The organism is Halomonas sp. DP3Y7-2 (genome assembly GCF_019800795.1).
In the GTDB taxonomy this organism is placed as follows: Bacteria; Pseudomonadota; Gammaproteobacteria; order Pseudomonadales; family Halomonadaceae; genus Halomonas; species Halomonas litopenaei_A.
The window spans coordinates 1-26,466 of record NZ_JAHVKJ010000014.1; the positions used below are offsets into that span (position 1 = coordinate 1).

At 59.4% G+C, this 26,466-nt stretch carries 26 protein-coding genes and 3 tRNA genes; 17 read left to right on the plus strand and 12 right to left on the minus strand.

The genetic code is table 11. The features are described from left to right. Positions 1–707 precede the first annotated feature (707 nt). Genes KUV45_RS19040 through hisC form a run of 3 tightly spaced genes read right to left on the minus strand, consistent with a single transcriptional unit; the run spans position 708 to position 3,231 of the window. Positions 708–1,688: a 2-hydroxyacid dehydrogenase gene (locus tag KUV45_RS19040; protein WP_261316050.1), complete on the minus strand. Its 981-nt coding sequence runs from the start codon at positions 1,686–1,688 to the stop codon at positions 708–710. A 37-nt stretch (positions 1,689–1,725) separates the two neighbouring features. Then, positions 1,726–2,130: a VOC family protein gene (locus tag KUV45_RS19045; protein ID WP_206940775.1), complete on the minus strand. Its 405-nt coding sequence runs from the start codon at positions 2,128–2,130 to the stop codon at positions 1,726–1,728. A 45-nt stretch (positions 2,131–2,175) separates the two neighbouring features. Continuing rightward, complete coding sequence (gene hisC / locus KUV45_RS19050; RefSeq protein WP_222163900.1) at positions 2,176–3,231, minus strand: histidinol-phosphate transaminase; 1,056 nt, start codon at positions 3,229–3,231, stop codon at positions 2,176–2,178. A gap of 129 nt (positions 3,232–3,360) precedes the next feature. Between hisC and KUV45_RS19055 the strand changes: the two genes are divergently transcribed. The 5 genes from KUV45_RS19055 to mnmH all read left to right on the plus strand — a co-directional run bounded on the left by KUV45_RS19055 (position 3,361) and on the right by mnmH (position 8,753). Beyond that, positions 3,361–4,257, plus strand: coding sequence for an AEC family transporter (locus KUV45_RS19055; RefSeq protein WP_206940771.1), 897 nt, complete (start codon positions 3,361–3,363; stop codon positions 4,255–4,257). 101 nt (positions 4,258–4,358) lie between these two features. Further along, positions 4,359–4,814: a copper resistance protein NlpE N-terminal domain-containing protein gene (locus KUV45_RS19060; protein ID WP_206940769.1), complete on the plus strand. Its 456-nt coding sequence runs from the start codon at positions 4,359–4,361 to the stop codon at positions 4,812–4,814. Between the two features lie 214 nt (positions 4,815–5,028). After that, positions 5,029–6,405 (plus strand): DNA repair protein RadA, encoded by a 1,377-nt coding sequence (radA, locus tag KUV45_RS19065; RefSeq protein WP_206940767.1) that lies wholly within the window; start codon positions 5,029–5,031, stop codon positions 6,403–6,405. 213 nt (positions 6,406–6,618) lie between these two features. After that, positions 6,619–7,656, plus strand: coding sequence for a selenide, water dikinase SelD (gene selD / locus KUV45_RS19070; RefSeq protein WP_206940765.1), 1,038 nt, complete (start codon positions 6,619–6,621; stop codon positions 7,654–7,656). Continuing rightward, positions 7,653–8,753, plus strand: a complete 1,101-nt coding sequence (gene mnmH / locus KUV45_RS19075; RefSeq protein WP_222163901.1) for a tRNA 2-selenouridine(34) synthase MnmH — start codon at positions 7,653–7,655, stop codon at positions 8,751–8,753. The genes selD and mnmH overlap by 4 nt, the downstream gene beginning before the upstream one ends. A gap of 7 nt (positions 8,754–8,760) precedes the next feature. Here the strand turns inward: mnmH and KUV45_RS19080 are convergent, their stop codons facing one another. After that, on the minus strand, positions 8,761–9,450 hold the full coding sequence (locus KUV45_RS19080; RefSeq protein ID WP_222163902.1) for a type 1 glutamine amidotransferase: 690 nt from the start codon (positions 9,448–9,450) through the stop codon (positions 8,761–8,763). A 70-nt stretch (positions 9,451–9,520) separates the two neighbouring features. Between KUV45_RS19080 and KUV45_RS19085 the strand changes: the two genes are divergently transcribed. Beyond that, entirely contained in the window at positions 9,521–9,814 is a 294-nt protein-coding gene (locus tag KUV45_RS19085) for an MGMT family protein (protein WP_206940759.1), read from the plus strand. Between the two features lie 137 nt (positions 9,815–9,951). Next, positions 9,952–10,536, plus strand: coding sequence for a YjaG family protein (locus KUV45_RS19090; protein WP_222163903.1), 585 nt, complete (start codon positions 9,952–9,954; stop codon positions 10,534–10,536). A 176-nt stretch (positions 10,537–10,712) separates the two neighbouring features. On the opposite strand, the gene hisF is transcribed toward KUV45_RS19090, so the two are convergent. The 4 genes from hisF to hisB all read right to left on the minus strand — a co-directional run bounded on the left by hisF (position 10,713) and on the right by hisB (position 13,719). Further along, positions 10,713–11,486 carry an imidazole glycerol phosphate synthase subunit HisF gene (hisF, locus tag KUV45_RS19095; protein WP_222163904.1) on the minus strand — a complete coding sequence of 258 codons (774 nt, stop codon included), beginning with the start codon at positions 11,484–11,486 and terminating at the stop codon, positions 10,713–10,715. A gap of 9 nt (positions 11,487–11,495) precedes the next feature. Continuing rightward, positions 11,496–12,236, minus strand: coding sequence for a 1-(5-phosphoribosyl)-5-[(5-phosphoribosylamino)methylideneamino]imidazole-4-carboxamide isomerase (gene hisA, locus KUV45_RS19100; RefSeq protein WP_206940753.1), 741 nt, complete (start codon positions 12,234–12,236; stop codon positions 11,496–11,498). Positions 12,237–12,391: 155 nt separating this feature from the next. After that, positions 12,392–13,033, minus strand: coding sequence for an imidazole glycerol phosphate synthase subunit HisH (hisH, locus tag KUV45_RS19105; RefSeq protein ID WP_206940752.1), 642 nt, complete (start codon positions 13,031–13,033; stop codon positions 12,392–12,394). A 92-nt stretch (positions 13,034–13,125) separates the two neighbouring features. After that, on the minus strand, positions 13,126–13,719 hold the full coding sequence (hisB, locus tag KUV45_RS19110; RefSeq protein ID WP_222163905.1) for an imidazoleglycerol-phosphate dehydratase HisB: 594 nt from the start codon (positions 13,717–13,719) through the stop codon (positions 13,126–13,128). A gap of 171 nt (positions 13,720–13,890) precedes the next feature. On the opposite strand from hisB, the gene KUV45_RS19115 reads away from it, so the two are divergent. The 10 genes from KUV45_RS19115 to KUV45_RS19160 all read left to right on the plus strand — a co-directional run bounded on the left by KUV45_RS19115 (position 13,891) and on the right by KUV45_RS19160 (position 22,254). Further along, on the plus strand, positions 13,891–14,340 hold the full coding sequence (locus KUV45_RS19115; protein WP_206940748.1) for an acetyl-CoA sensor PanZ family protein: 450 nt from the start codon (positions 13,891–13,893) through the stop codon (positions 14,338–14,340). Then, positions 14,337–16,685 carry an AsmA family protein gene (locus KUV45_RS19120; protein WP_222163906.1) on the plus strand — a complete coding sequence of 783 codons (2,349 nt, stop codon included), beginning with the start codon at positions 14,337–14,339 and terminating at the stop codon, positions 16,683–16,685. The genes KUV45_RS19115 and KUV45_RS19120 overlap by 4 nt, the downstream gene beginning before the upstream one ends. A 90-nt stretch (positions 16,686–16,775) precedes the next feature. Next, entirely contained in the window at positions 16,776–17,927 is a 1,152-nt protein-coding gene (mutY, locus tag KUV45_RS19125; protein WP_222163907.1) for an A/G-specific adenine glycosylase, read from the plus strand. A 93-nt stretch (positions 17,928–18,020) separates the two neighbouring features. Further along, on the plus strand, positions 18,021–18,293 hold the full coding sequence (locus KUV45_RS19130; protein ID WP_206940742.1) for an oxidative damage protection protein: 273 nt from the start codon (positions 18,021–18,023) through the stop codon (positions 18,291–18,293). A gap of 95 nt (positions 18,294–18,388) precedes the next feature. Continuing rightward, positions 18,389–18,464, plus strand: a tRNA-Phe gene (locus KUV45_RS19135). Between the two features lie 7 nt (positions 18,465–18,471). Next, positions 18,472–18,546, plus strand: a tRNA-Gln gene (locus KUV45_RS19140). A gap of 73 nt (positions 18,547–18,619) precedes the next feature. Beyond that, a tRNA-Thr gene (locus KUV45_RS19145) sits at positions 18,620–18,695 on the plus strand. Between the two features lie 486 nt (positions 18,696–19,181). Then, entirely contained in the window at positions 19,182–19,550 is a 369-nt protein-coding gene (locus KUV45_RS19150; RefSeq protein WP_222163909.1) for a hypothetical protein, read from the plus strand. A 422-nt stretch (positions 19,551–19,972) separates the two neighbouring features. After that, on the plus strand, positions 19,973–21,274 hold the full coding sequence (locus tag KUV45_RS19155) for a nucleoid-associated protein (protein WP_222163910.1): 1,302 nt from the start codon (positions 19,973–19,975) through the stop codon (positions 21,272–21,274). After that, the gene (locus tag KUV45_RS19160; RefSeq protein WP_222163911.1) at positions 21,271–22,254 is read left to right on the plus strand and encodes a GTP pyrophosphokinase family protein; all 984 of its coding nucleotides are present in this window, start codon (positions 21,271–21,273) and stop codon (positions 22,252–22,254) included. The genes KUV45_RS19155 and KUV45_RS19160 overlap by 4 nt, the downstream gene beginning before the upstream one ends. 514 nt (positions 22,255–22,768) lie before the next feature. On the opposite strand, the gene KUV45_RS19165 is transcribed toward KUV45_RS19160, so the two are convergent. The 4 genes from KUV45_RS19165 to KUV45_RS19180 form a co-directional block, all read right to left on the minus strand. Then, positions 22,769–23,749: an MDR family oxidoreductase gene (locus KUV45_RS19165; protein WP_222163912.1), complete on the minus strand. Its 981-nt coding sequence runs from the start codon at positions 23,747–23,749 to the stop codon at positions 22,769–22,771. Positions 23,750–23,842: 93 nt separating this feature from the next. Next, on the minus strand, positions 23,843–24,499 hold the full coding sequence (locus tag KUV45_RS19170) for a TetR/AcrR family transcriptional regulator (RefSeq protein WP_222163913.1): 657 nt from the start codon (positions 24,497–24,499) through the stop codon (positions 23,843–23,845). A 211-nt stretch (positions 24,500–24,710) separates the two neighbouring features. After that, positions 24,711–26,186 (minus strand): sodium:solute symporter, encoded by a 1,476-nt coding sequence (locus KUV45_RS19175; RefSeq protein ID WP_224852137.1) that lies wholly within the window; start codon positions 26,184–26,186, stop codon positions 24,711–24,713. Further along, complete coding sequence (locus KUV45_RS19180; protein ID WP_224852136.1) at positions 26,179–26,403, minus strand: DUF3311 domain-containing protein; 225 nt, start codon at positions 26,401–26,403, stop codon at positions 26,179–26,181. The genes KUV45_RS19175 and KUV45_RS19180 overlap by 8 nt, the downstream gene beginning before the upstream one ends. Positions 26,404–26,466 lie beyond the last annotated feature (63 nt).

Below are 26,466 nucleotides of genomic sequence, written 5' to 3' on the forward strand. Positions count from 1 at the left end.
GGCTCGAACGGGCGAGGGATGTAAAGCCGCTTGCGGCGCCCCGAGCCCAGGCTCAAGGCCACGAAGTGGCCGCAGAGGCGTCAGGCATTTATTCAGAAGAACCCCGATTATCGAGAGATAGTCGGGGTTTTTCGCATGCATGGGGAGACCCGCTCTTTATTTGTGGGGCCGCACTGCGTGCGGTCCGGCCACTCGCAGGCTCGTGGCGTTCGCCACCCCTTGCAGCTTCGCTGCAAAAGCCAGGGTGGCTCACCCCCATGCAAGAGTTGCTGTAGCCACGGCGTCATCGGCAGGCATTTATTCAGAAGAACCCCGATTATCCAGAGATGGTCGGGGTTTCTTAATTTAAAAAGCCGCATGCATGGGCTCTTGATACGTTCAGCCGCTTTTTATGTGTGGGGCCACGCCGAATACCCCCTCGGCGTGGTCCGGCCTAGCTCTCCTCAGGGGCGGGCTCGTGGCGTTCGCCACCCCTTGCAGCTTCGCTGCAGCCCTTGTAAAGAGCTCGAGGTTGGCTCACCCCCATGCGACTCCCCTGTAGGGAACAGGGGAGAACCGCCGCAGGCGGGCCCTGAGGAATGAAGGGCGAGTCTCAGGGAGGAGGCGAGTAGAAACATGGATATCTAAGCGTCATCGTCAGGCATGTATCCAAAAGAAGCCCGGTCATCGAGAGATGACCGGGCTTCTTTATTATCAGGCAGACCGCGCTATAGGCGATAACGTTCTGGCACCAGCTGGCCTCTCTCGAAGGCGTTCAGGCTTTCCATGGTCGTGGAAGCAATCTCGGCAAGGGCTTCCTGGGTGAAAAAACCTTGGTGCCCGGTAACGACGACATTCGGGAAGCTGATCAGCCGGGCAAAGATATCGTCCAGTGGTATATCGTCGCTATGATCCTCAAAGAACATACCCGCCTCTTGCTCGTAGACGTCGAGCCCCAGGTAACCAAGCTTGCGCGTCTTCAAGGCATCGATACAGGCACGGCTATCGATCAGGGCACCGCGACTGGTGTTGATCAACATGACGCCGTCCTTCATGGCGGCGAACGCCGCCGCATCGATCAGGTGATGCGTCTCTGGCAACAAGGGGCAATGCAGGGAAACGATATCGCTCTCCTTCAGCAGTTGCTCCAGTGCCACTCGTTCGATGCCAGGGGGTACTGGATGTGCATCTGTCACCAACACACGGCAGCCGAAGCCTCTCAGGATGCGATCCAGTGCCTGACCGATCTGGCCGTAGCCGACGATGCCGACTGTCTTGCCCGACAGGTTGAAGCCGAGCAGGCCATTGAGGTCGAAGTTATCTTCCCTGACTCGATTGTAGGCCTTGTGAATCTTTCGGCTTAGCGAAAGCATCAGTGCCACACAGTGCTCTGCTACCGCTTCAGGACTGTAGGCGGGGACGCGACACACCTGAATATTGAGACGTTTCGCTGCCTCGAGGTCGATGTTGTTGAAGCCTGCACAGCGCAACGCCACAAGCCGAACGCCAACCACGGCGAGACGCTCCAGCACCGTGCGGCTCAGGTCATCATTGACGAACACGCAAACAGCGTCGAGTCCCTGGCAGAGGGTGACCGTGCGAGCGCTGAGGCGCTGCTCGAAGTGAACGAGCTCGACGGATGATGAAGGTGAGTCAGGAAAGAACGGTCGCTCGTAAGGCTGTGAACTGAAGAAACCTACCTTGATCATGCAGCGTCTACTCCCAGCGTTGGGTCATGAGTGTCGGTCAGGCGGTGGTCTCATAAAGCTCTATCGGTGTGCCGTCCGGGTCGCTCAGAAAGGTGAAGCGTGCGCCTGTAAACTCGTCGACTCTTACCGGTTCGGGAGTGGCCCCCCGTTCTTTCAGGATCTCAACGCAGGTATCCAGGTCATCCGTCGCAAAGGCTATGTGCCTCAGGCCACAGGCTTCAGGGTAACTTGGACGGGCCGGGGGAGAGGGAAAGGAGAAAAGCTCGAGTTGAATGTTGCCAGGCAACAGAAGATCCAGCTTGTAGCTATCGCGGTCACTGCGATATGCCTCATTCAAGACGTGTGCGTCGAGTACCTCGATATAGAAACGCTTGGCACATTCATAGTGGGCAGTGATCAGTGCCACATGGTGAAGACGACTCAAGGGTAGACGAGCGGTCATGGACAACCTCGGAACGGTGGGCGCCGTGACGGCGCCCTGTTCAACTCAGCGGCACAGAATTTCCAGCACTTCGACCAGGGAGTCCATCTCATCGTCGGTGCCGATGGAAATGCGCAAGTAATGGCGAAGGGCTTCGGTATTGAAGTGACGCACCAGCACGCCGCGCTCACGCAGGCCCAGAAAGAGCTGCGCTGCATCGTGCTCCGGGTGTGTGGCGAGGACAAAGTTGGTCTGTGAAGGCAGCACCTCGAAACCAAGCTGCGCCAGGCGCTGACGGGTGCGTTCCCGCGTGGTGATGACGGCTTGCCGAGTGGCTTCGAAATAGTCGGTATCTTCCAGTGCGGCGATCCCGACCGCGCTTGCCAGCGCGTCGACCGGATAGGAATTGAAGGAGTCCTTCACGCGAATCAGGCCTTCGATCAGTTCCGGGGAACCGACGGCATAGCCAAGCCTCAGTCCCGCGAGGCTGCGCGACTTGGAGAAGGTGCCTGTTACCAGCAAGTTGGGGTAGCGCTCCACGAGGGGCACCGCACTTTCTCCACCAAAGTCGACGTAGGCCTCGTCCACCAGCACGACCCGGTCCGTCACCTTCTCGAGCAAGGCGGCAATGGCCTCACGTCCGTGGCCATGTCCGGTGGGAGCGTTGGGGTTGGCGAAAATGACGCCACCGCTATCGCTGGCCAGCGCGTCCAGGTCAACGCTCCAGTCATCGTTCAAGGGAAAGGTGCGGCTGTCGATGCCGTACATGCGGCAATAGACAGGGTAAAAACTGTAGGAAATGTCCGGCATGGCCAGTGGCCGCTCTTGCCGGAAAAACGCCTGGAAGGCCAGCGCCAGTACTTCATCTGAACCATTGCCGGCGAACACGTGGTCAGCCGTAGTACCGAGCGCATGGGCCAGGGAGTCCCGCAAGGCACTCGAGGTAGGATCCGGGTAGCGTCTCAAGTGGTCTGGCGAAAACTCACGCAGCACACGCTCCACCCCAGGTGCGGGAGGGTAGGGATTCTCGTTGGTGTTGAGCTTGATCAGCTTCTCGCGGGGCTGCTCACCCGGTACGTAGGGGGTTAGCTCCCTGACGCTTGGACTCCACAACTTGCTCATGGTCTCTCGCTTGGCAGAGGTAGAAGGCGTGTTTACCACTTTGGTCATGGTGACCGCTGCCACCGCCCTGCGCAAGTCGCCGGCATGATACGCTGCGCTTGCTTAGCCATTCGCCGCCTAAGGGATTCCATGACTGCCCAGATCCTTGCCACCTTGCTGCCGGTCTTTTTGATATCTGGCGCCGGGACCCTCTATGGGCGCCTGCGCTCCCCCGATATTCGGAGCCTTAACACCCTTAACATGGAGCTTTTCGTTCCCATGCTGGTGTTTGTGGTGCTGGCAGATCGAAAGGCGCCGCTGGAAGAGTATGCGTGGCTGGCTCTGGCGGGCGCCATCATTGTGGTGGGGTCTGGCTTGCTGGTCTGGCCGATCGTCAAGTGGCTGAAACTCGACGCCAAGACGGTCGTGCCCCCGATGATGTTCAACAACTCGGGCAACATGGGCATACCTTTGCTCATTTTGGCATTTGGCGAGGAGGCGCTGCCGGCCGCGGTGGTGTTGTTTATCGTCGAGATGGTGCTGCATTTTTCACTGGGGCTGAAGATGCTCAGCCCGCATACGCCGCTCTGGCGTCTGATGAGAATGCCCATCGTGCTGGCCAGCCTGGCCGGGCTTGCGGTCAACCTGTCTGGCTTGGCGCTGCCAAGCTGGTTGCTGGAAGCCATGCACATGCTGGGCGGCGTCTGTATTCCGCTGCTGCTGTTCGCCTTGGGTGTGCGTATGCTGGATATCGACTTTGGAGACTGGAAAATCGGGCTGTTGGGCGCGCTGCTGTGCCCACTGTCAGGACTTGTGCTGGCATGGCCATTGATCGCACTGTTCGAGCTGGAAGGACTCAAGGCAGCGTCACTGTGGGTCTTTGCAGCACTACCGCCGGCGGTGCTCAATTATCTGGTGGCCGAGCAGTACCGCCAGCAGCCACATACCGTGGCGTCGCTGGTGCTGATCGGCAATCTGGGTAGCCTGATCGTCATGCCGATCGTACTGGGACTGATCTTTGCCCATGTGATGCCCCCAGTGTCCTAAGTGCAGGACAACACAGGGCTGTGCGCAGGGAAGCAGGGAGGTTATGCTGTCGTCAGGCTGCCGATTCGTCGGTTCCATGCTCAATGGTTAGGAGGACTTATATGCAACTCAGGACTTTGCTGGCGGGATCCGCCATGCTCGCCCTTTTGGCCGGCTGTGCGAGTGGCCCCAGCGATGACACTGCCGGTGGTGAAGCCATCCAGGCAACGTCTGCGACCTATCAGGGTACCCTGCCGTGCCGCAACTGCGACGGCATCGCCCTGACTGTCACCATGGACGGTGAAGAGCAAGGTGCTCCGGCACAGCGCACCTTCGATCTGACCGCTGCCTACCAGAACCACCCCCAGAATCCGCCGAACGAGAACTACTCCGGCAACTGGGATGTGTTGACCGGTACCGCAGACAACCCGGAAGCCACCGTTTACGAACTGGTGCCTAACGGAGAAGGTCAGACCTACTACTTCATGCGTGTCAATCCGCAGACGCTGGAGCTGATCGATCCGCAGCGTCGTCGTTTCCAGAACAATGACATGCTGCAGCTGACTCGCCAGCAGTAAGCGCGACGGCCAGTGACAAAAGGGCAGCCTTTGGCTGCCCTTTTGCGTGGTACGGTGCGGTTAAGCCAGCGCTGTCGCTTGAGAGTCGCCCTTGCGCTGATCACCTAGGCGGCGTCGCAAGCATCGGTCGGTCCCCTCGGCTCCCTATTACGACCTGTTTGGCAGGCCGTTGACCGTTGACGGCGAGCCCGCCAGAGAATGAGAGAGAACGTCTATGGCCAAGGCCAAGAGCGCCTTTGTATGCACTGAGTGCGGTGCCGAGTATCGCAAGTGGCAGGGCCAATGTTCCGCGTGTCAGGAGTGGAACACCCTGAGCGAGGTGCGCTTGTCGTCACCGGCCCGCAGCGGAACAAGCGCTGGTACAAGTGGCCGAGGCGGATATAGCGGCAGCCTGTCGACGGAGGTGATCGATCTTGCCAACGTCGACCTGTCCGAAGTGCCCAGACTGTCGTCCACCTTTGCCGAATTTGACCGGGTGCTGGGTGGCGGTCTGGTGCCCGGATCGGCCGTGCTGTTGGGCGGACACCCGGGGGCCGGCAAGTCGACGCTGCTACTGCAGACCGCCTGCAAGTTGGCCCAGCAGCGCAGCGTGCTGTATGTGACCGGCGAGGAATCGCTATCTCAGGTCGCCATGCGGGCCCACCGTCTGCAGCTGCCAACCCAAGGGCTCAAGATGCTGGCGGAGACCAGTATCGAGACCATTCTGGCGGTGGCAGAGCGTGAGCGTCCCGAGGTGCTGGTGATCGACTCTATCCAGACCATGCACCTTGAGGACATTTCGTCTGCGCCTGGTGGCGTTGCCCAGGTGCGTGAGTCCGCGGCGGCGCTCACGCGCTTTGCCAAGCAGTCGAACACGGTGCTGCTGCTGGTGGGGCACGTCACCAAGGATGGCACCCTGGCCGGGCCGAAGGTGCTTGAGCACATGATCGATGCCTCATTGTTGCTCGAAGGTGGCGCCGACTCGCGCTTTCGTACCTTGCGCGGCCAGAAGAACCGCTTTGGTGCGGTCAACGAGCTGGGCGTCTTTGCGATGCTGGAACATGGCATGAAAGAGGTGAAGAACCCCAGCGCCATCTTTCTGTCGCGTCAGCAGGAGCAGGCGGCGGGCAGTCTGGTCATGGTGGTATGGGAGGGTACCCGGCCCATCCTGGTGGAAGTACAGGCCTTGCTGGACGAGTCGGCACTGGGCAACCCGCGCCGCGTTGCGGTCGGGCTCGACGCCAATCGCCTGTCGATGCTGCTGGCGGTGCTGCACCGTCACGGCGGCCTGTTCACCGGGGATCAGGACGTGTTCCTCAATGTGGTCGGAGGCGTCAAGGTCCTGGAAACCAGCGCCGACCTGGCCGTCCTGCTGGCGGTGGTGTCCAGCCTGCAAGGGCGCGCGCTACCGCGGGAGCTGGTGGTGTTCGGCGAGGTGGGGCTGTCTGGGGAGATTCGTCCGGTGCCAAGTGGCCAGGAACGCATTGTCGAAGCTGCCAAGCATGGTTTTACCCGCGCCATCGTGCCGCGAGGAAACGCGCCCAAGACCTCTCCCCAGGGCATGGAAGTGGTGCCCGTGGACAAGCTATCCGACGCGCTGGAAGTGCTGTAGCCCGGCGGCTTGCACCAAAGACAGCTCGAATACATCGCGCAGGGTTGCCTAGGCGCCGCATCAGCACGTTCCCGCAGCGCCGCAAGGCAGGCCCTGAACCCGTGGCAGGCTTCCTCGTGGCGCAGATGACATGCCAGGGGCCAGCCACACGCAGGGCCGCGTTGTGCGGTTCGGCTGGTGTAGAATGGGCCTATCACTGCCAAGGAGGTTTACATGAGCGCCATCCGCTTGACCCAATACAGTCACGGTGCCGGCTGTGGCTGCAAGATCGCCCCTGACGTGCTCGATGGCATCCTGGCCAAGGCAGGCCCGGGGGCGAGTCACTCGCAGATGATCGTGGGCAACCAGGGGCGTGAGGATGCCGCTGTCTTCGACCTGGGGGATGGGCGTGGCATGATCAGTACCACCGACTTCTTCATGCCGATTGTCGATGACCCCTTCGATTTCGGGCGTATCGCCGCCACCAATGCCATCAGTGACGTCTACGCCATGGGCGGCGACCCGGTGATGGCGCTGGGCATCCTGGGCTGGCCGCTGGACAAGCTTGGGCCGGATATTGCCGGTGATGTCGTGGCGGGCGCTCAAGCCGTGTGTCGGGAGCTGGGCCTTGCCCTTGCCGGAGGACATTCCATTGATGCGCCTGAGCCCATCTTTGGCCTCTCCGTCAACGGGTTGGTAGATCTCAAGCACCTCAAGCTCAACAAGGGAGCCAAGCCGGGGGACCTGCTGTTTCTGACCAAGCCCCTGGGGGTTGGCATGCTGACCACCGCCGAGAAACAGGGCCTGTTGCAAAGTGGTCATCATGGCCTGGCGCGCGAGACCATGCTGGTCAGCAACAAGATTGGGGCGTCGCTGGCGCGTATCGAGGGCGTCAATGCGATGACGGATGTCACCGGCTTCGGCTTGGCAGGCCATCTCTCTGAGGTATGCGCGGCCAGTGGCGTAGCGGCTCGCATTGATTTCCGGCGGCTGCCTCGTCTGGCCGAGGCCGAAGCTTATCGCCGCCAGGGGGCCGTGCCCGGCGGCACCCGCCGCAACCGCGAAGCCCTGGGCGCCAGCTTGCCAGCGATGGACGAGGCACACTGGCAATGGTTGTGCGATCCGCAGACCTCCGGTGGCCTGTTGATCTCCGTACACCCCTCCTGGGAAGACGACGTGGAGCGCGTGGGTCGCGAGTTCGGCATCGAACTGGCCCCCTTCGGTGAGGTGGTCGAGGCCCGTGGCGACGCCTTGATCGAGGTGCGCGGATGACACTGCCGCAGGTACCGGCAGATCTCGGACTGCTGGTCGAGGGAAGAACCTTGATCGACGTGCGGGCGCCGGTCGAGTTTGCCCAGGGGAGCCTGCCTGGCGCGGTCAACCTGCCGTTGATGAATAACGACGAGCGCCACCGGGTCGGAATTGCCTACAAGGAATCTGGCCAGGATGCGGCCATCGCGTTGGGTGAGCGCCTGGTGTCCGGCGAGGTCAAGCAAGCCCGCATCGATGCCTGGCGGAACCAGCTGGCGTCCACGCCGGACGCCATCATCTATTGCTTTCGCGGTGGGCTTCGCTCCCAGATCGCGCAGCGCTGGCTGATGGAGTCAGGGATTGAGCGCCCGCGCATCGAAGGCGGTTGGAAGGCCATGCGCCAGGGACTGTGCGCGCGTATCGACGAGGCCGCCAGTCAACCGATGCTGGTCGTGGGCGGGCTGACCGGATGTGCCAAGACCGCCATCGTCCAGGCGCTGGACAATGGGCTGGACCTTGAAGGGTGTGCCCGCCACAAGGGCTCTGCGTTTGGCCGGCATCCCTTGATCGCACCCAGCCAGATCGACTTCGAACATGACATGGGGCGGCGCCTTCTCTCGTTGCACGGCCCTATGGTGCTGGAAGATGAGTCGCGCCACATCGGTGCCGCCAACATACCCTTGACGTTCTGGCGAGGCATGGAAGTGGCACCGCGGATCCGGGTGGAGATGCCCCTGGACTGGCGGCTGAATCAGATCCACAAGGACTACATCGACGACCTGTGGACGGTTTACCGCCAGCAGTTCGGCGAAGTGCTGGGCTGGAAACTGATGCGCAAGCAGCTGTCTTCGGCCCTCGGGCGGCTCAAGAAACGCCTGGGAAGCGCCCGCCTGGCCAGGCTCGAGCGCTTGCAGGCGCTGGCGTTTCGCGAGCACCAAGCCGGCAATCGCCAGGCCCATGAGGCTTGGCTGGCGCCCCTGCTGACCGAGTACTACGATCCGATGTACCGCTACCAGCTTGAAAAGCACGGGGAGCGAGAGTTCCTGCACGTTGGCGATTGGGACAGTTGCCTCGACTTCGCCCGCCACTGGAGCCAGCAGCGGGCAGCGGCAAGCTGAAGGTGCTTCAACCGGCCGGCGCGCTGCGCAACCACTGGCTGAGCAGGCGATCCAGCAGCGGTGCCAGTGTATCGAGCCGCTGGGTGGCGTCCACGATATCCTGGCCTGAGGGTGACGCGGGAGGTGGCTCAGCCCCTTCCGGCGGTGGAATCTGGGACAGCAGCGCCTGCAGGCTCTCGCTATGGTGATGCAGATGGCAGGCGAGTCCTACGACGCGGCCCGCGTCCCAGGAAAATCCCAGCACGGGGCTCGACGCCGTGCCGCCTAGGGGCAAGGCATCGTCGGGTAGGCCAAAGACTTGGCGGTGCCATAGCAGAGCGGAAAAATCGTCGGGTAGGTCGAAGGGGCTGTCATCGGCGAGGTGAACGACGTGCCAGCCGATCTCGGCACGGGTGCCCCGGCCCACCGGTGCGCCCAGTGCCGCAGCGATACGCCGGGCCCCGCTACCCAGGCCAAGCAAGGGTTTCTGGCCGTCCAGCGCCTGGTCGATCAGCTTGCGTTCAGCCTTGAGCCATGGCGCAGAGGTCCGTTCCTCCAGGTCATCGAGAATGATCAGGGCATCGCAATCGCCGGGGCGTGGGACCAGTTCTCCGTCGTAGAGATGGAAGATGGTGAAGCTGTGTCCCATGCTGGTCAGCCAGTCGCCGATGCGTGCGGGGCCCAGGTGTGGATGGTGCTGCAGCAGATGAAGGTGCATGGGGCCTCGCTCCAGTGCCGGGCCGAATCCTTCGGCCCTCGATGAAAATGCAACCAGAACCAAAGGTTACATGAATCCGAACGTTCGAGAACAGATCCTCACGATCATCAGTGAGATTCCCCCTGGTCGGGTGACCAGTTACGGTCGGATTGCTGCCATGACCGATGGCGCGACCGCCCGCATGGTGGCGAGGGCGCTGCGCGACCTGCCTTCCGGGCATGGCTTGCCCTGGTTCAGGGTCGTTACCGCGTCGCGTAAGCTGGCAGACCATGGGGGCGCAGACGAGCAACGCAATCGATTGATGGACGAAGGGGTGGCGTTTGATGCCCGCGGACGCATTGCCCAGGATCGGTTCTGGCCATAGCCTGGAGCCGTAAGCCCCAGCAGTGACGTTCAGCCGTGAGCCCCAGCGATAAATTAGCGTCAACATTCCCAGGCCATGACGTCGAGACGCGACGTCAGCCGTCGAACTCTCGAGATTGAGGCCATACAGGAGCCGTCATGGCGAAACCAGGATTTCACCAGCGCTTGCAAGCGCTGTCCCTCCGACAGCAGCAGGGCTTCATGGCCGCGCTGACCGAGCGCATGTTGCCCAACTATGCGCTCTATGCCGATACCAGTGGCCACGGAGATATTTCCGGCATGCGCGTGATTCTGGACCTGGTCTGGGAGCAGTTGACCGTCAAGGACGCGCGGATCGACTTCGACCGTCAGGCCGAAAAGCTGGCGGAGCTTGAACCGCCGGCGGATGACGACAGCTTTGGTGCGCGGCGTGCACTGGATGCCGTGGTGGCACTGTCGGCGATACTCGACACCATGCGGGGTGATGCTCCGGACGCCGTGCTTGAGGTGAGCCGGGTGTCGCGCGCCGCGGTGCGTGGGTTTATCGAGCTGACGGAAGGCGAAGATGATGCCGAGCGCTTGGCGCAGGTGGTCAAGACGCATCCGCTGATGGAAGACGAAAACGATTTTCAGGATGCCGCGTTGGAGGAGGCCGAAGCAGAGCCCTCCAAGAAACAGATGAAAGTATTGAAGAAGTTGGGCCGCAATGGCGGTGTCAGCAATCTCGGGCTGACGCTGGACTGAGCCTGTCGGCGGTCCAGGCAGACCGCCTCTTGCATGTCGCCCCCGCCAGTGACTACCTGACGGGGGCGACATGCTTAGGGCACCTTGTAGCACTTATCTTGCCGTGCCCCTTAGAGGCTATCTCGCGGGCCGGCTGTTGGCAGGCCACGCCAGGCCTGTACCGGGCGAGGAGGCACCTAGAGGCGCATGGTGATGCCTCTGTCGGCCATGTAGCGCTTTGCCTCAGGGATGGTGTACTCGGCAAAGTGGAAGATACTGGCGGCGAGCACAGCGTCGGCATGACCTTCGCTGACGCCCTCGACCAGGTGATCCAGATTGCCGACGCCACCGGAAGCAATGACCGGCACGGCCACGGCGTCGCTGATCGCGCGGGTCACGCCCAGGTCGAAGCCAGCCTTGGTGCCATCCCGGTCCATGCTGGTAAGCAGCAGTTCACCGGCGCCGTACTCCACCATCTTCTTTGCCCACTCGACCGCATCCAGACCTGTCGGCCGGCGACCGCCGTGGGTGAAGATCTCCCAGCGGGCGGGTTCGCCGTCGGCGCTGACCCGCTTGGCATCGATGGCCACGACGATGCACTGGCTGCCGAAGCGCTCTGCGGCTTCCCTCACGAAGTCGGGATTGGTCACCGCCGCAGTATTGATCGAGACCTTGTCGGCACCAGCGTTGAGCATGGTGCGGATATCGTCACAGGTGCGAATGCCACCACCCACGGTAAGCGGGATAAAGACTTCGCCAGCGATGCGCTCGACCATGTCGACGGTGGTATCGCGATCCTCGTGGCTGGCGGTGATGTCGAGGAAGGTGATCTCGTCGGCGCCCTGCTGGTTGTAGCGCTGGGCCACTTCCACCGGGTCGCCGGCGTCACGAATGCCGACAAAGTTGACGCCCTTGACCACGCGTCCGGCATCAACGTCGAGACACGGAATGATGCGCTTGGAAAGTGCCATGGAGCCTCCTCAGACCTGGGTCAGTTCGTCGCACAGGCGCTGGCCTTCAGCCACATCCAGACTGCCTTCGTAGATGGCGCGGCCGGTAATGGCACCAAGGATACCTGGCTCGCCTGCCGCGATCAGGGCACGCAGGTCATCCAGGTTGGTGACACCGCCCGAGGCGATGACCGGGATACCACCATCTCGCGCCAGGGCGGCGGTGGCTTCCACGTTGACGCCATTCATCATGCCGTCGCGCGCAATATCGGTGTAGACAATGCTGGAGACGCCGTCGTCGGCAAAGCGCTTGGCCAGGTCCACGGCCAGCACTTCCGATACCTCAGCCCAGCCATCGGTCGCCACGCGTCCATCATGGGCGTCGAGGCCGACGATGATGTGGCCAGGGAAGGCGCGGCACATCTGCGTGACGAAGTCCGGTTCCTTGACCGCCTTGGTGCCGATGATGACCTGGGAAACGCCAGCGGTCAGATAATGCTCGATGGTCTCCGCACTGCGGATACCCCCGCCGATCTGGATAGGCAGGTCGGGATAGCGCCGCGCAATGGCGGTGACGGCTTCGCCGTTGACCGGACGTCCCTCAAAGGCGCCATTGAGATCGACCAGATGCAGACGGCGCGCGCCAGCCTCGACCCAACGGGCGGCCATGGCGACCGGATCGTCACCGTAGGTGGTGGCCTCATCCATGCGGCCTTGCTTGAGACGGACGCACTGCCCATCCTTGAGATCGATGGCGGGAATTACCAGCATGTTGTGTCCTCGGGGGGGGTGCCTAAAGTGTGCCTAGAGTGTGCCTAGAGTGTGCCTGTAGAGCTGCGTGAGACGAAGACCAGGGGAGCGCGTGCCGCCATGCCACCACAAACGCTGTGGGCGGGGTGGTTGGGCGGTGCCGAATCGCGACCCGGTCAGGGCGTCCATTGCACAAAGTTCTCGAGCAGCCTCAGGCCGTCACGAGCGCTCTTTTCGGGATGGAATTGCACCGCAAAGGTCGCGTCACGGCCGACGGCCACGTGCGCGCTGACGTTGCCGTACTCCGTGGTGCCGAATACCTGCTCGTCCTGCTCTGCGGCGACATAGTAGCTATGCACGAAGTAAAAGTGTGCGCCGGGCTCGATACCGTTCCACAGCGGGTGGGCGTTAGGCTGCTGGACCAGGTTCCATCCCATGTGCGGCACCTTGAGGCGAGCCCCTTGGGTGTCCTGCATGTCCAGCGGGAACTTGCGGACCTGACCGGACAGAAAGCCCAGGCAGTCGACGCCACCATTCTCGTCGCTGTGGTCCATCAGCATCTGCTGGCCCACACAGATACCCAGCAGAGGCTTCGACTGGTTAGCCAACAGCTCCCGTACCAGTCCGCTCAGCTCGGTCCGTTCAAGCTCTCCCATGCAGTCGCGGATGGCGCCTTGGCCTGGCAGTACGACGCGAGTCGCCCCCTGGATCGAGCGGGCATCGCGGGTCACCAGCACATTTTCGTGGGTGACGTGTTCCAGTGCCTTGGCGACAGAATGGAGATTGCCCATCCCGTAGTCGATGACGGCAATGGTCATGAAGCGCTCCTTGATGGTTGGCCCCGAGGCGCCTCCGTCGGAGATCACCTCAGATGTTGTGATTCTGGCGGAGTTGGCCGCAGGCGACCGAGTTACAGGCTACCCTTGGTAGAAGGCATCTTGCCCGCCATGCGAGGGTCTTCGGCAGCGGCCATGCGCAACGCTCTACCAAACGCCTTGAAGATGGTCTCGGCCTGGTGATGGGCATTGAAGCCTTTCAGGTTGTCGATGTGCAGGGTGACCTGGGCATGGTTGACGAAGCCCTGGAAGAATTCCCAGAACAGCTGGGTGTCGAAGCGGCCAATGTTGGCGCGGGTGAAGTCGACATTCATGAACAGGCCTGAGCGGCCGGAGAAGTCGATGACCACGCGAGACAGGGCTTCATCCAGTGGCACATAAGCGTGGCCGTAACGGTAGATACCGCGCTTGTCGCCGATGGCCTTGGCGAATGCCTGTCCCAGTGTGATGCCAAGATCCTCGACGGTATGGTGGTCGTCGATGTGCAGGTCACCGGTGACGTCGATGTCCAGGTCGACCATGCCGTGGCGAGCCACCTGGTCGAGCATGTGATCGAGGAAGGGAACGCCGCTTTCACCCTTGAGGTTGCCTTCGCCATCCAGGTTGAGGGTGACGCTGATCTGGGTTTCCTTGGTGTCACGGCTGACCGTGGCAATACGCTCGGACATGTCGTCTCCTGCGCTCGCGCGCATGTCGAATATGAGGCCTTGATTCAGGGCGGGCCGCTCGCGGTGCGAGGCGCACAAGGCTGCCATTATAGTGAATCCGCGCCCCCATCCGCTACAATGCCACCATTCCAGTGGCGGCTTGCGCCGCCCTCCGGCCAAGGGAGACAGCTTATGCCGGTGACTCTCTATCGCGTCGACCGGGATGTCTGGGACGCCGATGAACAGGTGAGGATCGACCTGACTCGAATTTATGCCGATGCGCCAGAAGACCGCATCCAGCTACCCCCGGGGACTTACGTTACCGGTCAGCTTGAGCGAGGCTTCTTCTGGACGGCTCGTTTCAACGAGCGGCTGCTGGGGGCAGTGGCCGTCAGCCAAGGCGATGACCGCTGGCATATGCGTGACCTGTGTGTGCGCAAGACGACGCGTCGGCGTGGCGTGGGCTCGCGATTGCTGGCTTTGATCAGCGCAGCCGCCAACCAAGAAGGCATGAAGCTCAGCGTGGCGGCGTCCCAATTGACGCTGGCCGACCAGATGCTGCTCAAGCGCCTGGGGTATCAACTGACGCGTAGCGGTGATGATTTTCAACTCGACCTGCCCACGGGAGAAAGCGGCACATGAAACGTCTTGTAAGAACCCTTCTGGCGGTCGTCGGCGTCCTTGCGCTGGTGACGGTGGGAGCGGTGGTTTACGTCACCACCTTCTTCAATCCGGAAGACATGAAGCCGCGGCTGGTGGCGGTGGTGCAGGAGCATACCGGGCTGGATCTGTCGCTCGAAGGCCCGCTGGAGTGGTCCTTCTATCCACGTATTGGCGTCAGTGTGGCTCAGGCAGAGGCGCGCCTGGCCGACCAGCCTGATGATGCGCCGGCCTTCGCCGCATTTTCTCGGGCATCGGTCAGCCTGGCGTTTACCCCTTTGCTGCGTGGCGAAATCGCCATCGATGGTCTGACGCTGGATGGCCTGACGCTGAACCTTGAACGTGATGCCGAAGGCACGGGCAACTGGGAAGCACTGCTTGAGCGTCTGGAAGACAAGGGACAGGACGCCGAAAAGGCGCTCGCCCCGGCCAGCGCGGGTCCCAATCCCAGCGACGATGGAGGGTTGTCCGTTGCCCTGAACATCGCCAGTGTCGAAGTCACCAATGGTCAGCTGTCCCTGGTGGATCAGCTGGCGCAGCGTGAATGGCAGGCCGACAAGCTCACCATCAATGGCAGCAACGTCAATCCTGATACTGCCTTCCCCCTCAGTTCGACCTTCCAGCTGCGCGTCTACGGCCTGGTTGACGGCCAGCACAATGAAGAGGGTGACGCCATCGCCAGTCTGCAGAGTGACGTCTCGCTCGACGCTGACGTCAACCTGGGACTGGCCGACAGTCGCCATGTGCTGACCGATCTTACCCTGGAGACCAGCACGCTGGTGGAAGGAGCAGCGGAACCCCAGGAAGCCACCCTGAGCAGTGAGGAGCTGGTGCTCAACCTGAGCGAACAGCGCGTTCACATGGCACCTAGCCAGCTCGATGCCAGCCTGCTGACTCCCTCCTTGGGGGAAAAACGTGTCGCGCTGGCGCTGGCCTTTCAGCTCGAATCTGATCTCGCTGCAGGGACGGCGCAAGTCAGGGACATTGCCCTGACCGGGCCTGACAGTCTATCGATCAAGGGCAATCTCAACGTGACTGGCCTGAATGACGCTCCGCGCTATGACGGTCAGGTCCGTCTCGCGCCGCTGTCGCTGCATCCCTGGCTGGCGCGGATGGGCGCCATGCCGCGCATGACCAGTGACGAGGCTCTCACCGAAGTCGCCTTGACCAGTCCGGTGGAAGGCACCCTGGAAGGTCTATCCCTTAGCGGACTGACGCTGGTGCTGGATGACAACACCTACTCAGGCAGTCTGTCAGCCGACTTTGACGGGTCACGCCTTGAGGCCGATCTGGATGGCGATCGACTGAACGCCGACAACTACCTGCCACCACCGCAGCAGGACACGGCGGCTAGCGGCCTGCCGGGCATCAGCGCTGCGCTGGCGCAGGAGGAAGCGCCTGCCATTGTGCCCGCCAGCTTCCTGGCGCAGTTGGACGAGCGCATTTCCCTGTCGTTGGGTCAGCTTGTGCTTGGTGGACAGCAATATCAGGACGTTAGCCTGGAAATGGAAGGGGAGGGCGGCGTTCATCGGCTCACCGAGTTTGCGGCAGGCTTTCATGAGGGCCGCCTGAAGGCGACCGGGTCGCTGGATGCCAGCGGCGACACCCTTGCCTGGCAGCTGGCGCCGGTCATCGAGAGCGTGCGTCTGGAATCGTTGTTGACCTCGCTCGGCCAGCAGCCGGCGCCGGTCAGTGGCTCTCTGGTCGCCAGCGGTGAGCTGACCACCCGGGGGAATGCGCGCCATGAGCTGACTCGCCACCTCAACGGCACGCTGGATACGCGGATCAACGACGGCAGCATTCCACGCGCCAATGTGTCGCGTCAGCTGTGTACCGCGGTGGCCCGTCTCGAAGGTGAGCAGACCACCCGTGAATGGAGTGAAAACACCCGCTTCGACAACATCAGCGCGCGCTTTGTCATTCGTGATGGCGTCGCCCACAACGATGACCTGCTGATTACCCTGCCGGGCATCGAAGTCGCGGGTGGCGGACGCCTGGACCTCGGCGCGCAAACCTTTGACGCTGACGGCGCGGCACGTTTCGTAGATACCGCTGACGCCGCCTGCAGCGTGAATCGGCGTCTCGAGAAGGTGCCCTTTCCGGTGCACTGTGAAGGCTCACTGGAAGACGACAGCAGCCAATGGTGCCGCTTTGACATGGCGGCATTCCAGAGCAACCTGGGCAACCTGGTCGCTGACGAAGCCAAGGCTCGCCTGAATGAAGAAGTCGAGGATCGGGTGGGCAAGGAGCTCGAGCGACTCGACGAGCGCATCGGTGAAAAAGCTGGCCAGGAACTTCGTGACGCAGTCCGTGGTCTATTTAATTGAGCATCAAGCAAGCCAGTCTCTGCGCCGACCACCGTGTCGGCGCTTTTTTTCGTGTGTATCCTGGTTTGTGATCACTAACTATCTGGTTTTATGAAATATTATACAGAAGCCCCCGGGCGCCCCGATGATCGACAGCAGCATCAGGAGGCCGCGGTGGCGCAACCAGTGCTGACCGGAACGGCCTTTGCTGAACGCCTGCTGGCATGGTTTGACCGGCATGGACGGCATGATCTGCCATGGCAGGAGAATCGCACGGCATATTCCGTGTGGGTCTCGGAAATCATGCTGCAGCAGACCCAGGTGGCCACTGTTATTCCCTATTTCGAGCGCTTCATGCAGCGGTTTCCTGATGTGCAGTCGTTGGCAGAGGCCTCTCAGGATGAGGTGCTCCACCTATGGACCGGGCTTGGGTATTACGCAAGAGGCCGGAATCTGCATAAAGCTGCCAGAGAGGTGGTGGAACAGCATGGCGGAGAGTTTCCGGTCGACAGCGTCGACGCCATGGCAGCACTGCCCGGCATAGGGCGGTCGACGGCTGGCGCGGTCATCGCCCAGAGCACCGGACGGCGTGCGGTCATTCTGGACGGTAACGTCAAACGCGTGCTGACCCGCCTGCATGCGGTGGAAGGTTGGCCTGGTCGACCTGCCGTGGAGCGACAGCTGTGGACGCTGGCCGACCACTACACACCAACCAAGCGGGTGGTGGACTTTACCCAGGGCATGATGGACCTGGGCGCGACGCTGTGTCGTCGTGGCCAACCTGAGTGTGAGCGTTGCCCCTTCAACGATGTCTGTGTGGCGCGAGCGCGCAACGAGCAAAAGCGTTTCCCCGAGTCCAAGCCGAAGAAGCGTGTTCCGCTGCGTCAGACCCGAATGCTGGTATTGCGTGACCGGCGTGGTCGTATTCTGTTGGAGCAGCGACCTTCCCAGGGGCTGTGGGGCGGGCTGTGGAGCTTGCCGCAGTTCGACAGCGATGACGAGATCGATACATGGCTCGCCCTGCAGATGGGGCATGCACAAAGGCAGGCGCCGTGGCAGAGCTTTGTACATGTGTTTAGCCACTTCCGGCTCGAGATCACGCCTGTACCAGCGCAAGTAGAGGCGGCGGATCAGGTCGCCGAGGGGCGCATGTGGTACGACCCGGAGGCGCCGGAGTCAGTTGGACTGGCGGCGCCGGTGAAAAAGCTGCTGGAAACGCTGGCGCCCTTTACTCTGCGCCCACCAGGGCCGGAGAGGGCTTAAGCGAGGCCGGCCTGGGCTGCTATGCTCGGGCCAGCTAGCGACCGCTTCATCTATTTGGCGCTTCAGCAGACGCTGCACCCACAGGAGAGAGTCATGAGCCAGACCGTATTCTGCCGCAAGTATCAGAAAGAACTCGACGCCCTGCCGTTTCCGCCCCTGCCGGGCAAGAAGGGCCAGGAGATCCAGGCCAGCATTTCGCGTCAGGCCTGGGAGGAGTGGCAGGCGCTGCAGACCCGCCTGATCAACGAGAAGCACCTCAACATGATGGAGCCCAGCAGCCGCGAGTACCTGATGGAGCAGATGGAACGCTTCTTCGACAATCAGGAAACCGACCGCGCAGAGGGCTACGTCCCGCGTGATATCTAGGCTTCAGCCTGCTTCGGTCGTGGTCGCCATCATTTTGAAAGAAAAGGGGTTGACGGAAAACGGAGGAATTGGTTTAATACGTCGCGTTGGCAAGGGGCCAGATAGCTCAGTTGGTAGAGCAGGGGATTGAAAATCCCCGTGTCGGCGGTTCGATTCCGTCTCTGGCCACCAACTCTGCTGGGGTATCGCCAAGTGGTAAGGCACCGGTTTTTGGTATCGGCATGCGCAGGTTCGAATCCTGCTACCCCAGCCACGCCAACCCCGTTTCGGGTGAAGCGCTGAAAGGCGAATCATCAGAGCAGCAAGCGACCGTTAGGTCGACCCGAGCCGGCATAGCTCAGTTGGTAGAGCAACTGACTTGTAATCAGTAGGTCCCGGGTTCGACTCCTGGTGCCGGCACCATCTAAAAGATGGTTGGAAATCAAAAGCTTGTTGCAACATCAAAACCGCCCCTCGAGGCGGTTTTTTTGTGTCTGCGTAACATCAGGCATGCTCAGACAAGGTTAAGTTGCTAGATCTTTTTCACGGTTTCGAAGAGCTTGGCTATTCCAAGAACGCCCGAATCCTCAATATCTGAAAATGTTCGCCACCTCCTTCGTTTTTCACTGGACGCATATTGTTCTGCGCGTTCGCTCGTTCCTAAGTCTAAGTCGAGCTGCTCCTCATGCGTCGGATCATTGGGTGATGCAAGGCAAATTCGGATGCATGAGGAAGATATCTTCGAGGTGTGGATGCACTCCCAGTCACTATCGATATCTGGAGGTAGAGAATCTAGCTCAATCATTTCTGTTTGCTCCTTCTGGGTGGCTGACAAAAGGTATGCTCAGATCATACACGTCGAGCATAGCAGCTGAACGATGGCCGCTGGCCTCTTGCTTGTCTTGATTGATGACCAAGGGCCCCGGCAACTTCCGCAATCTCTTCCTGTACTCGCCCAATGGCAAGAAGGACGGCGTCCAGGTCATCCCGGTTTCGGAGGTCGCAGCCAAGGACGACTTCTGGAACATCAAGAACATCACCCGGGATGACCAGCTCGCCGGGCACCGCATTCCACCGCAGCTGATGGGGATCATCCCGCAGAACACCGGTGGATTCGGTGACGTTGAAAAGGCCGCCCGGGTATTCGTGGCCAACGAGCTCGAGCCCCTTCAGGCGGCCATGCGCGAGGTCAACGAGTGGGCAGGTGAAGAGATCGTGAGCTTCCGAAGCTACTCGCTGGATGGTGCCGAAGATAGGGGCCTTGATCCCTCACGGTAGCACTCGGCCCCTTCAACAAGCTCGTCCTTCAGATACCGCCACCCTCTGACCAGGGTGGCTTTTTTCATCTCGGTTTAAATGCCTGATTCGAGATGTTCCTGCCCTTCGCCACGCAGGGCATATCACAGCTTGGTGTGGGCGTCTGGTGGTCAGCGCGTCATCACCATTGAGTGAAACAGCTGGTGGTTATAGGCGGCCTTCGAGCCTTCTGACCACCCTGCAGCGCCCCCTGGCGCGCCGTCGACACCCCGCCCCGCCTGCGCTCTAAACGTGCTGGTTTTTATGCATCTGTGCGATAGGTACGGGCCCGCAGCGCTACTGGGAGGATGCAAGGATGGAGAGTAAGATTTTTGTTGCATTTCTATGCAAACGAAAAGGGGAAAAATGCCCGCCAATGGTAGCGTGACACAATCAGCGAAGATATGCTTGAAGACGCATACTGTGAAGCGGATGTGGAGTTGGTTGGATTTCTCCAGCACCAAGCTTTCAAGAAGGCTCGGTTAGCACAAAGCTTCGTGCTGGATAAAGAAGTTTCAGAGTTCATTGCACGCAGGAAAGTTCAAAGACAAATAGAACAATTTTTTTCATGCCAAGGTTTCTCAAGTAAGAAAAAGACCGTAGGGAAGATTATGCAATTAGTTAATCTAATAATTGACCGGATTATAATCCATCAAGTCTATCAAAGAGATCCGGATGGGAATAAAGTAGAGCCTTTGCAAAGTCACGAGTATACAAGGTTTGACGATAATGCAATGGAAGAGTTCAAGAAAAGAGTGCGTGATGCTCTTGGCGATGGCTCAAAAGCTGTACAGATGCAGATAGTAAATCAAGGTGATGGTGACTTGCCGAGAATTGTAGATAGCATCATTTCTCAAGAGGATGATACTTTTTCTGTATCGTCATATGATATTGCAAGAAAATTAACTGATTCGCAGCAGAGAAAAAATATACCTGGCGGGATATTGGTTATATTTACAGGGAAATATGGGCATCCTCAAAAGAGGTTCCTTGGGATTATTAAGGCTGAAATTCACAGTGCTTATGAGAAAAAAGAAAACCCAACAACTAAAGAAATTTCTTTGAAATTTGTTGAAGAAGTGTTGTTAACTCCAGGGACAAGGCTCTATAAAACTGCCGCCCTTTTTGAAAAAGAGAATTATAGCGACCAGAATGATGATCTTAACGATAACTGGAGCGTAATGGTATCTGATTATCAAATCAGCCAGGCAGATGGAAAAGCTGCTGCACAATACTTCTATTCAGACTTCTTAGGGTTTGGATATCCGGCAACTAGCGCTAGAACTACAAAAATGTTCTATGAGAAAACTAGAGAGTTCATTGATAGTTTGGGAATATCACCAGAAAATAGAAATGATCTCTATAATGCATTGACCACTTATCTTAAGGTTGACAATTCTTCAACAATAAACCCAGGGGATTTTGCATCAAACTATTTTGACATTGATACTCAAGATGCGTTCAATGCTCATATGGAGGAGTCCGGTATACCGACGACATCTTTCACAAAGGATATTGCTCACATAGAAAGCAATCTTAAATACAGAAAAGTCAATTTTAGTAAAAATGTGAAAATCACTGCTCCATCTGCTATTTTCAAGAATTATGTTATGATTGAAGAGATAGATGGCGAGCCTGATGAAACGGGTACTGCTCAGGCTTGGACCAAAGTCATAATAAAAGATAGGATTACGAAACAAGAATGAACGAGCCGGAATTCAGGGAACGCTGGGATGAAGAGAAGCCTATTTATGAGGCTTGGGGTGGTTATATTGTCGAAAAAATAAAAGAAAAAATAAAATCGAGTGGAGAAGATTTGGGAACCTTTTTTAAGGTTCCCCCCGGTTACAGGCTTAAAGACGATAGCTCTCTAGTTGATAAAGCTTTTTATCGCCCTGGGAAAAATTACTCCAATCCATACGACGATATAGAAGACAAAGTCGGAGCTCGATTTATAGTTCTCCTGCTTGATGATATTGATAAAATTTGCGATATTCTTGATGAAGAGGATGCATGGGTCTCTGATCCGTGTAAACACTTCGCCGATGAAAGAGATAAAGATCCACTTTTATTTACGTATCAATCTGTTCATTATATTCTTCGGCCAAAAGAAGAGCTTGAATTTTCGGGTATTACAATACCTGATTCTATTCCGTGTGAAGTGCAGATAAGAACATTGTTGCAGCATGCGCATGCTGAGCTAACTCATGATGCCATTTATAAGGCTAAAAGAACTGTTCAACCTGAGGTGCATAGAACAGTAGCAAAAAGTATGGCATTGATTGAAACAACCGATGGTTTCTTTTCTGAAGTTACGAGAAAATTACATCGGGGTCCGTTAGAGAGCTATTCCATCATAGATAGGTTAGATGGAATCTATCAGAGTGTTACCGGAATAAAACCACATCAGCAAAAATCTTCAATTGTGATCTGGGATGAATTTGAGCAGTTTATCGATGATGATTTGATAGATAGTATTAGTGGTTTTTTAAAAAAGCATGACTACATTCCTGGTATAATAGTATCGCGCTATAATTACCATAATATATATCAGCAAAGCACCGTGCTGTTTTTATTTTGGATGTTAAAGAATAAGAGGGCAAGGCTATTGAAGGATTGGCCTTTATCAACAGATATATTAGACAACTTGGCAAATGATATAGGAGTTAGTACTTTCAATGAGTGATATCGATTTTATTTAGAGGTCAACTGGTGTCTACGGCCCTCACGTCTTTTCGTAAGTCACCTTTGACTATATAGAAGCTGCATAGCTGTTCGCCATAACCTCATGATTTTCTTTAACATTGCAGATGGTTTTACGTAGCTGTTATTTCTGTAACGTCATGATGTTATTGTAAAAATCACTTTACTTGTAATCAGTAGGTCCCGGGTTCGACTCCTGGTGCCGGCACCATCTAAAAGATGGTTGGAAATCAAAAGCTTGTTGCAACATCAAAACCGCCCCTTGAGGCGGTTTTTTTGTGGATCAAAGAAATTCGACTCTCTATCCCCAGTTAACCTTGAGCGCGTTGTCGTGTAGCTCCCACAACGTGGCGACTGCTGCGGGTAGCGCGATTGGTAAGTGCACTGGGAGGCCGCTTATCGACCCTGCATACCCGTCGCTGACGCCACCGGCATGCAGGGTGCTGTGACCCGTCCACTGCGCACATTCAGTCCCGTGTCAGTGGGTGGTGGGGGCGTCAGCGGGTGGCGACCACGACTCTGCCTTTGATCTGGCCGTCGATCAGCCGTTCTGCCGCGTCAACCGCCTGTGACAGGGGGATTTCGGTGGCGATCTGCTCCAGGCTGTCATTGGACAGCAGTTCGGCAAGTCGCTGCCAGGCGGCCATGCGTACCGCCTTGGGCTGCATCACGCTGTCGATGCCGGCCAGGGTGACGCCGCGCAGAATGAAGGGCATGACCGTACCGGGCAGGTCCATGCCCTGGGCCAGGCCGCAGCAGGTGACGGTGCCGCCATAGCGGGTGGAGGCCACCACATTGCTCAGGGTGTGACTGCCAACGCTATCGATGGCACCCGCCCAGCGTTCCTTCTGCAAGGGCTTGCCTGGTTGCGTGAGCTCCTGGCGATCGATAATCGTGCGGGCCCCGAGGGACGTCAGGTACTCTGCCTCGTGGGGTTTGCCGGTGGCGGCGACCACCTGGTAGCCCAGCTTGGCCAGCAGAGACACCGCAAAACTGCCGACGCCACCGCTGGCGCCCGTCACCAGGACCTCGCCCTGGTCGGGGGTGACGCCATGACGCTCCAGCGCCATGACCGACAACATGGCGGTGTAACCCGCGGTGCCGATCGCCATCGCACTTTTGGTCGAGAAGGCCGTGGGAAGTGGAATCAGCCAGTCACCGTTCAGACGAGCCTTCTCCGCCAGCCCGCCCCAGTGAGTTTCGCCGACTCCCCAGCCGTTCAGCACTACCTGGTCCCCCACCGCAAACTCCCCATGGGACGATGATGTCACCGTGCCGGCCAGGTCGATCCCCGGCACCATGGGAAAGCTGCGGACGACCGGGCCCTTGCCGGTAATGGCCAGGCCGTCCTTGTAGTTCAGCGTACTGTAGTCCACCGCGACGGTAACATCGCCTTCAGGCAGGTCCTGTTCGTGGATGGATTCAATGGCAACCTGCTGGTTGTCGTCTTCCTTGCGGATCACGATGGCCTTGAACATGGCTGGCTCCTTTTTAGACTGACTGTCTATGAAATGTCGCGGGAAGGTCCCGCAGGATGCATGGCAGCGGCTTCAGGATGCCGCTCATGAGCGTCAGGGTGCTGGCGAAGTGGGCTGCAGCCCGGCGAGGAAGTGTGACGTGAAGACGTCGATGGGGCGTGGGCCGCGCTCGAGTCTTGCGCGCATGATGGCACCCTCCCACCCAATCCAGAAGGCTTCGGCGAGCAGCATGCAGTTGCTGTCGCCGGCGATATCACCGCGTTGGCGGGCCTCCTCCAGGCACGCGGCAAGGCGCTGCTGCCAGTCTGCCAAGGTCTCGATCAGCCACTCGCGATAGTGGCTGGGCAGCCCGGCCGCCTCCTGGCCGAGGTTGCCGACCAGGCAGCCGCGACGATACCCATGGCGCGCCATGCCGGCTTTGGCGTCCTCGGCAAAGGCCCGCAGTCGGGCAAGGGGGGGCTGGGAAGCATCCTCCAGGTGGCGCTCGAGCTTGCCCGAAAAGTAGCTGGCATAGCGCTCCATGACCGCCTGGCCGAAGGCTTCCTTGCTGGCGAAATAGTGGTAGAAGGACCCCTTTGGCACGCCGGCGCGCTTGAGTATTCCCTCCAGGCCAGCGCCCAGGTAGCCATGTTCTGTCAGCGTCTCGAGGCCGCTGGCGATCAGGGCGGCCCGGGCATCGCCTTCCTGGGTGCCGATGCGGTAGTCGGTCTTGGGTGGACGCCCTCGGCGCTTGCTGTCTGCGTGAGTCATGAAAAGATTTTAGACCAGACGTCTATAAAATCAATTGCCACCAAGGTCGAGGCCTCCCTGACGGCATGTCTGACGTCGGCAGGCGATGCAGGTCGACAGCATCGGATACGGCGGGCGTCAGCAGGACGCTTTGTGGGGGGACAACATGCGAATGGCCAGCGCCCGGAGGGGGGCGCTGGCCATGGGGATATCGCCTATGTCAGGCGTTGGTTCAGGCCTGGGCTGACAGGCTCTCCACGGGGGCACGAGACTCGCTGGATTTACGCATCAAGCTGATGACCACGAAAATGGCCGAGTTGACGACCAACCCACAGAATCCCGGATGCCAGCCGAATGGCGCGTCCACGCCAAATTGCAGCAGCAGGGTGATCACTGCGCCGACACTGAGCCCGATAAAGGCCGCTGTCTGGGACGCACGCCGCCAGAAAAGAGCCCCCAGCAGCATCGGCAGTAGCTGCACAATGATGCCGTAGGCGCCAAGCAGCAGGCTCACCAGTGAGCCAGGATTGGCCAGCGCCAGGAGATAGGCCAGCAGTGAGATCACAATGACGCCATAGCGGGTCATCGACAGCGCCTGTTGCTCGGGCAGGGCGCGCATGCGTGGTGCGAACTGGACGACGTCTCTGACCAGAATGGTGGCGGAGGTATGAGCCAGGTTGGCCGCCGTGGACATGGCGGCGGCCAGCGCGCCGGATAGCGCCAGTCCGATGACCCAGGCCGGCAGGTCAGCCAGCTCCACGACGATGGTCAACAGCACCTGGTCTGGGGATTCCAGCGGCGTATCCGCCAGCAGCACGATACCGGCAAAGCCAATGATCAGCAGCGGCACCAGCAGATAGCTGTAAAGCGGATACAGCACGAACACCCGCTTGAGCGTCCTGACGTCCCGCGCGCTGTAAAACTTCATGAAGATGTGTGGCCACATCACGCAGCCCAGCGCGCTGACCAGTACAGCGGTCGAGAAGGCACCCCAGCCCATTCCGGTAGCGCCCGGCATGGTCAGATACTCCGGTGCCTGATCCTTGATCTGTTGGAACATCTCGCCGACGCCGCCGAAGAACTGCTCGGCTGTCGTCAGTCCGAGGGCCCAGGCGATGACGACCATCATCAAGCCCTGCATCAGGTTGGTCCAGCCGATGCCCTGAAGGCCGCTGGCGTAGACATAGGCGGCCACCACCCCGCATGCCAGCAGGCTGCCGAGCCAGAAGGGGATGGTGCCCGAGGTCGCGGCCTCGAACAGCAGGCCAGCACCGGCGATTTGAATCGTCAGATAGGGAATCATCGCCAGCACACTGACCACACCAATGACCAGTCCCAGCAGGTTTTTCGGCGTGGGATAGCAGGCAGACAGGAACTCGGCCTGAGTCAGGAACCCGTGGCGCCGACCCAGTCGAGAGATGTGCGGTGCAATCAGCCACCAGACAATGACCGCCAGGGTCAGGTAGGCGATGATATAGAACGCCGGAGCGCCCTTGCTGTAGGCCCAGCCGGGAGCGCCGAGAAATGCAAAGGCAGAGAAGATCTCTGCGCCGAGGATGAAGAACAGCACCAGCAGGCCCATATGGCGGCCGCCCGCCACATATCCTTCCAGCGATGAGGTCTGACCGCGACGAGCGCGCAGGCCGACCAGCAGGACCACCACCAGGTAGCCCACAGTCATCGCGGTGATCAGCATCGAATCACTCATGATCCACCTCCTTCTCGGCGTCCTTGCGATAGGCGATCACCAGGCCGACGAAGAGTGCGAAGACCCAGGCGACGTACCAGAACATGAAGAAGGGCATACCCAGGATGATGGGGTCGATGCGATTGGCGATAAGAGCCCCTGGCCAGACCATGGCCAGGGTGCAAAGCACGAAGTAGAGCAGCAGGCCTTTCGACGGCATGCCTGTGGAGTGTTTCATGAGAGACCTCTTGTTGTGGATTGTGGTCGTGGAAGCTTTTGCCAGCTGATATCCCTGCGGGCG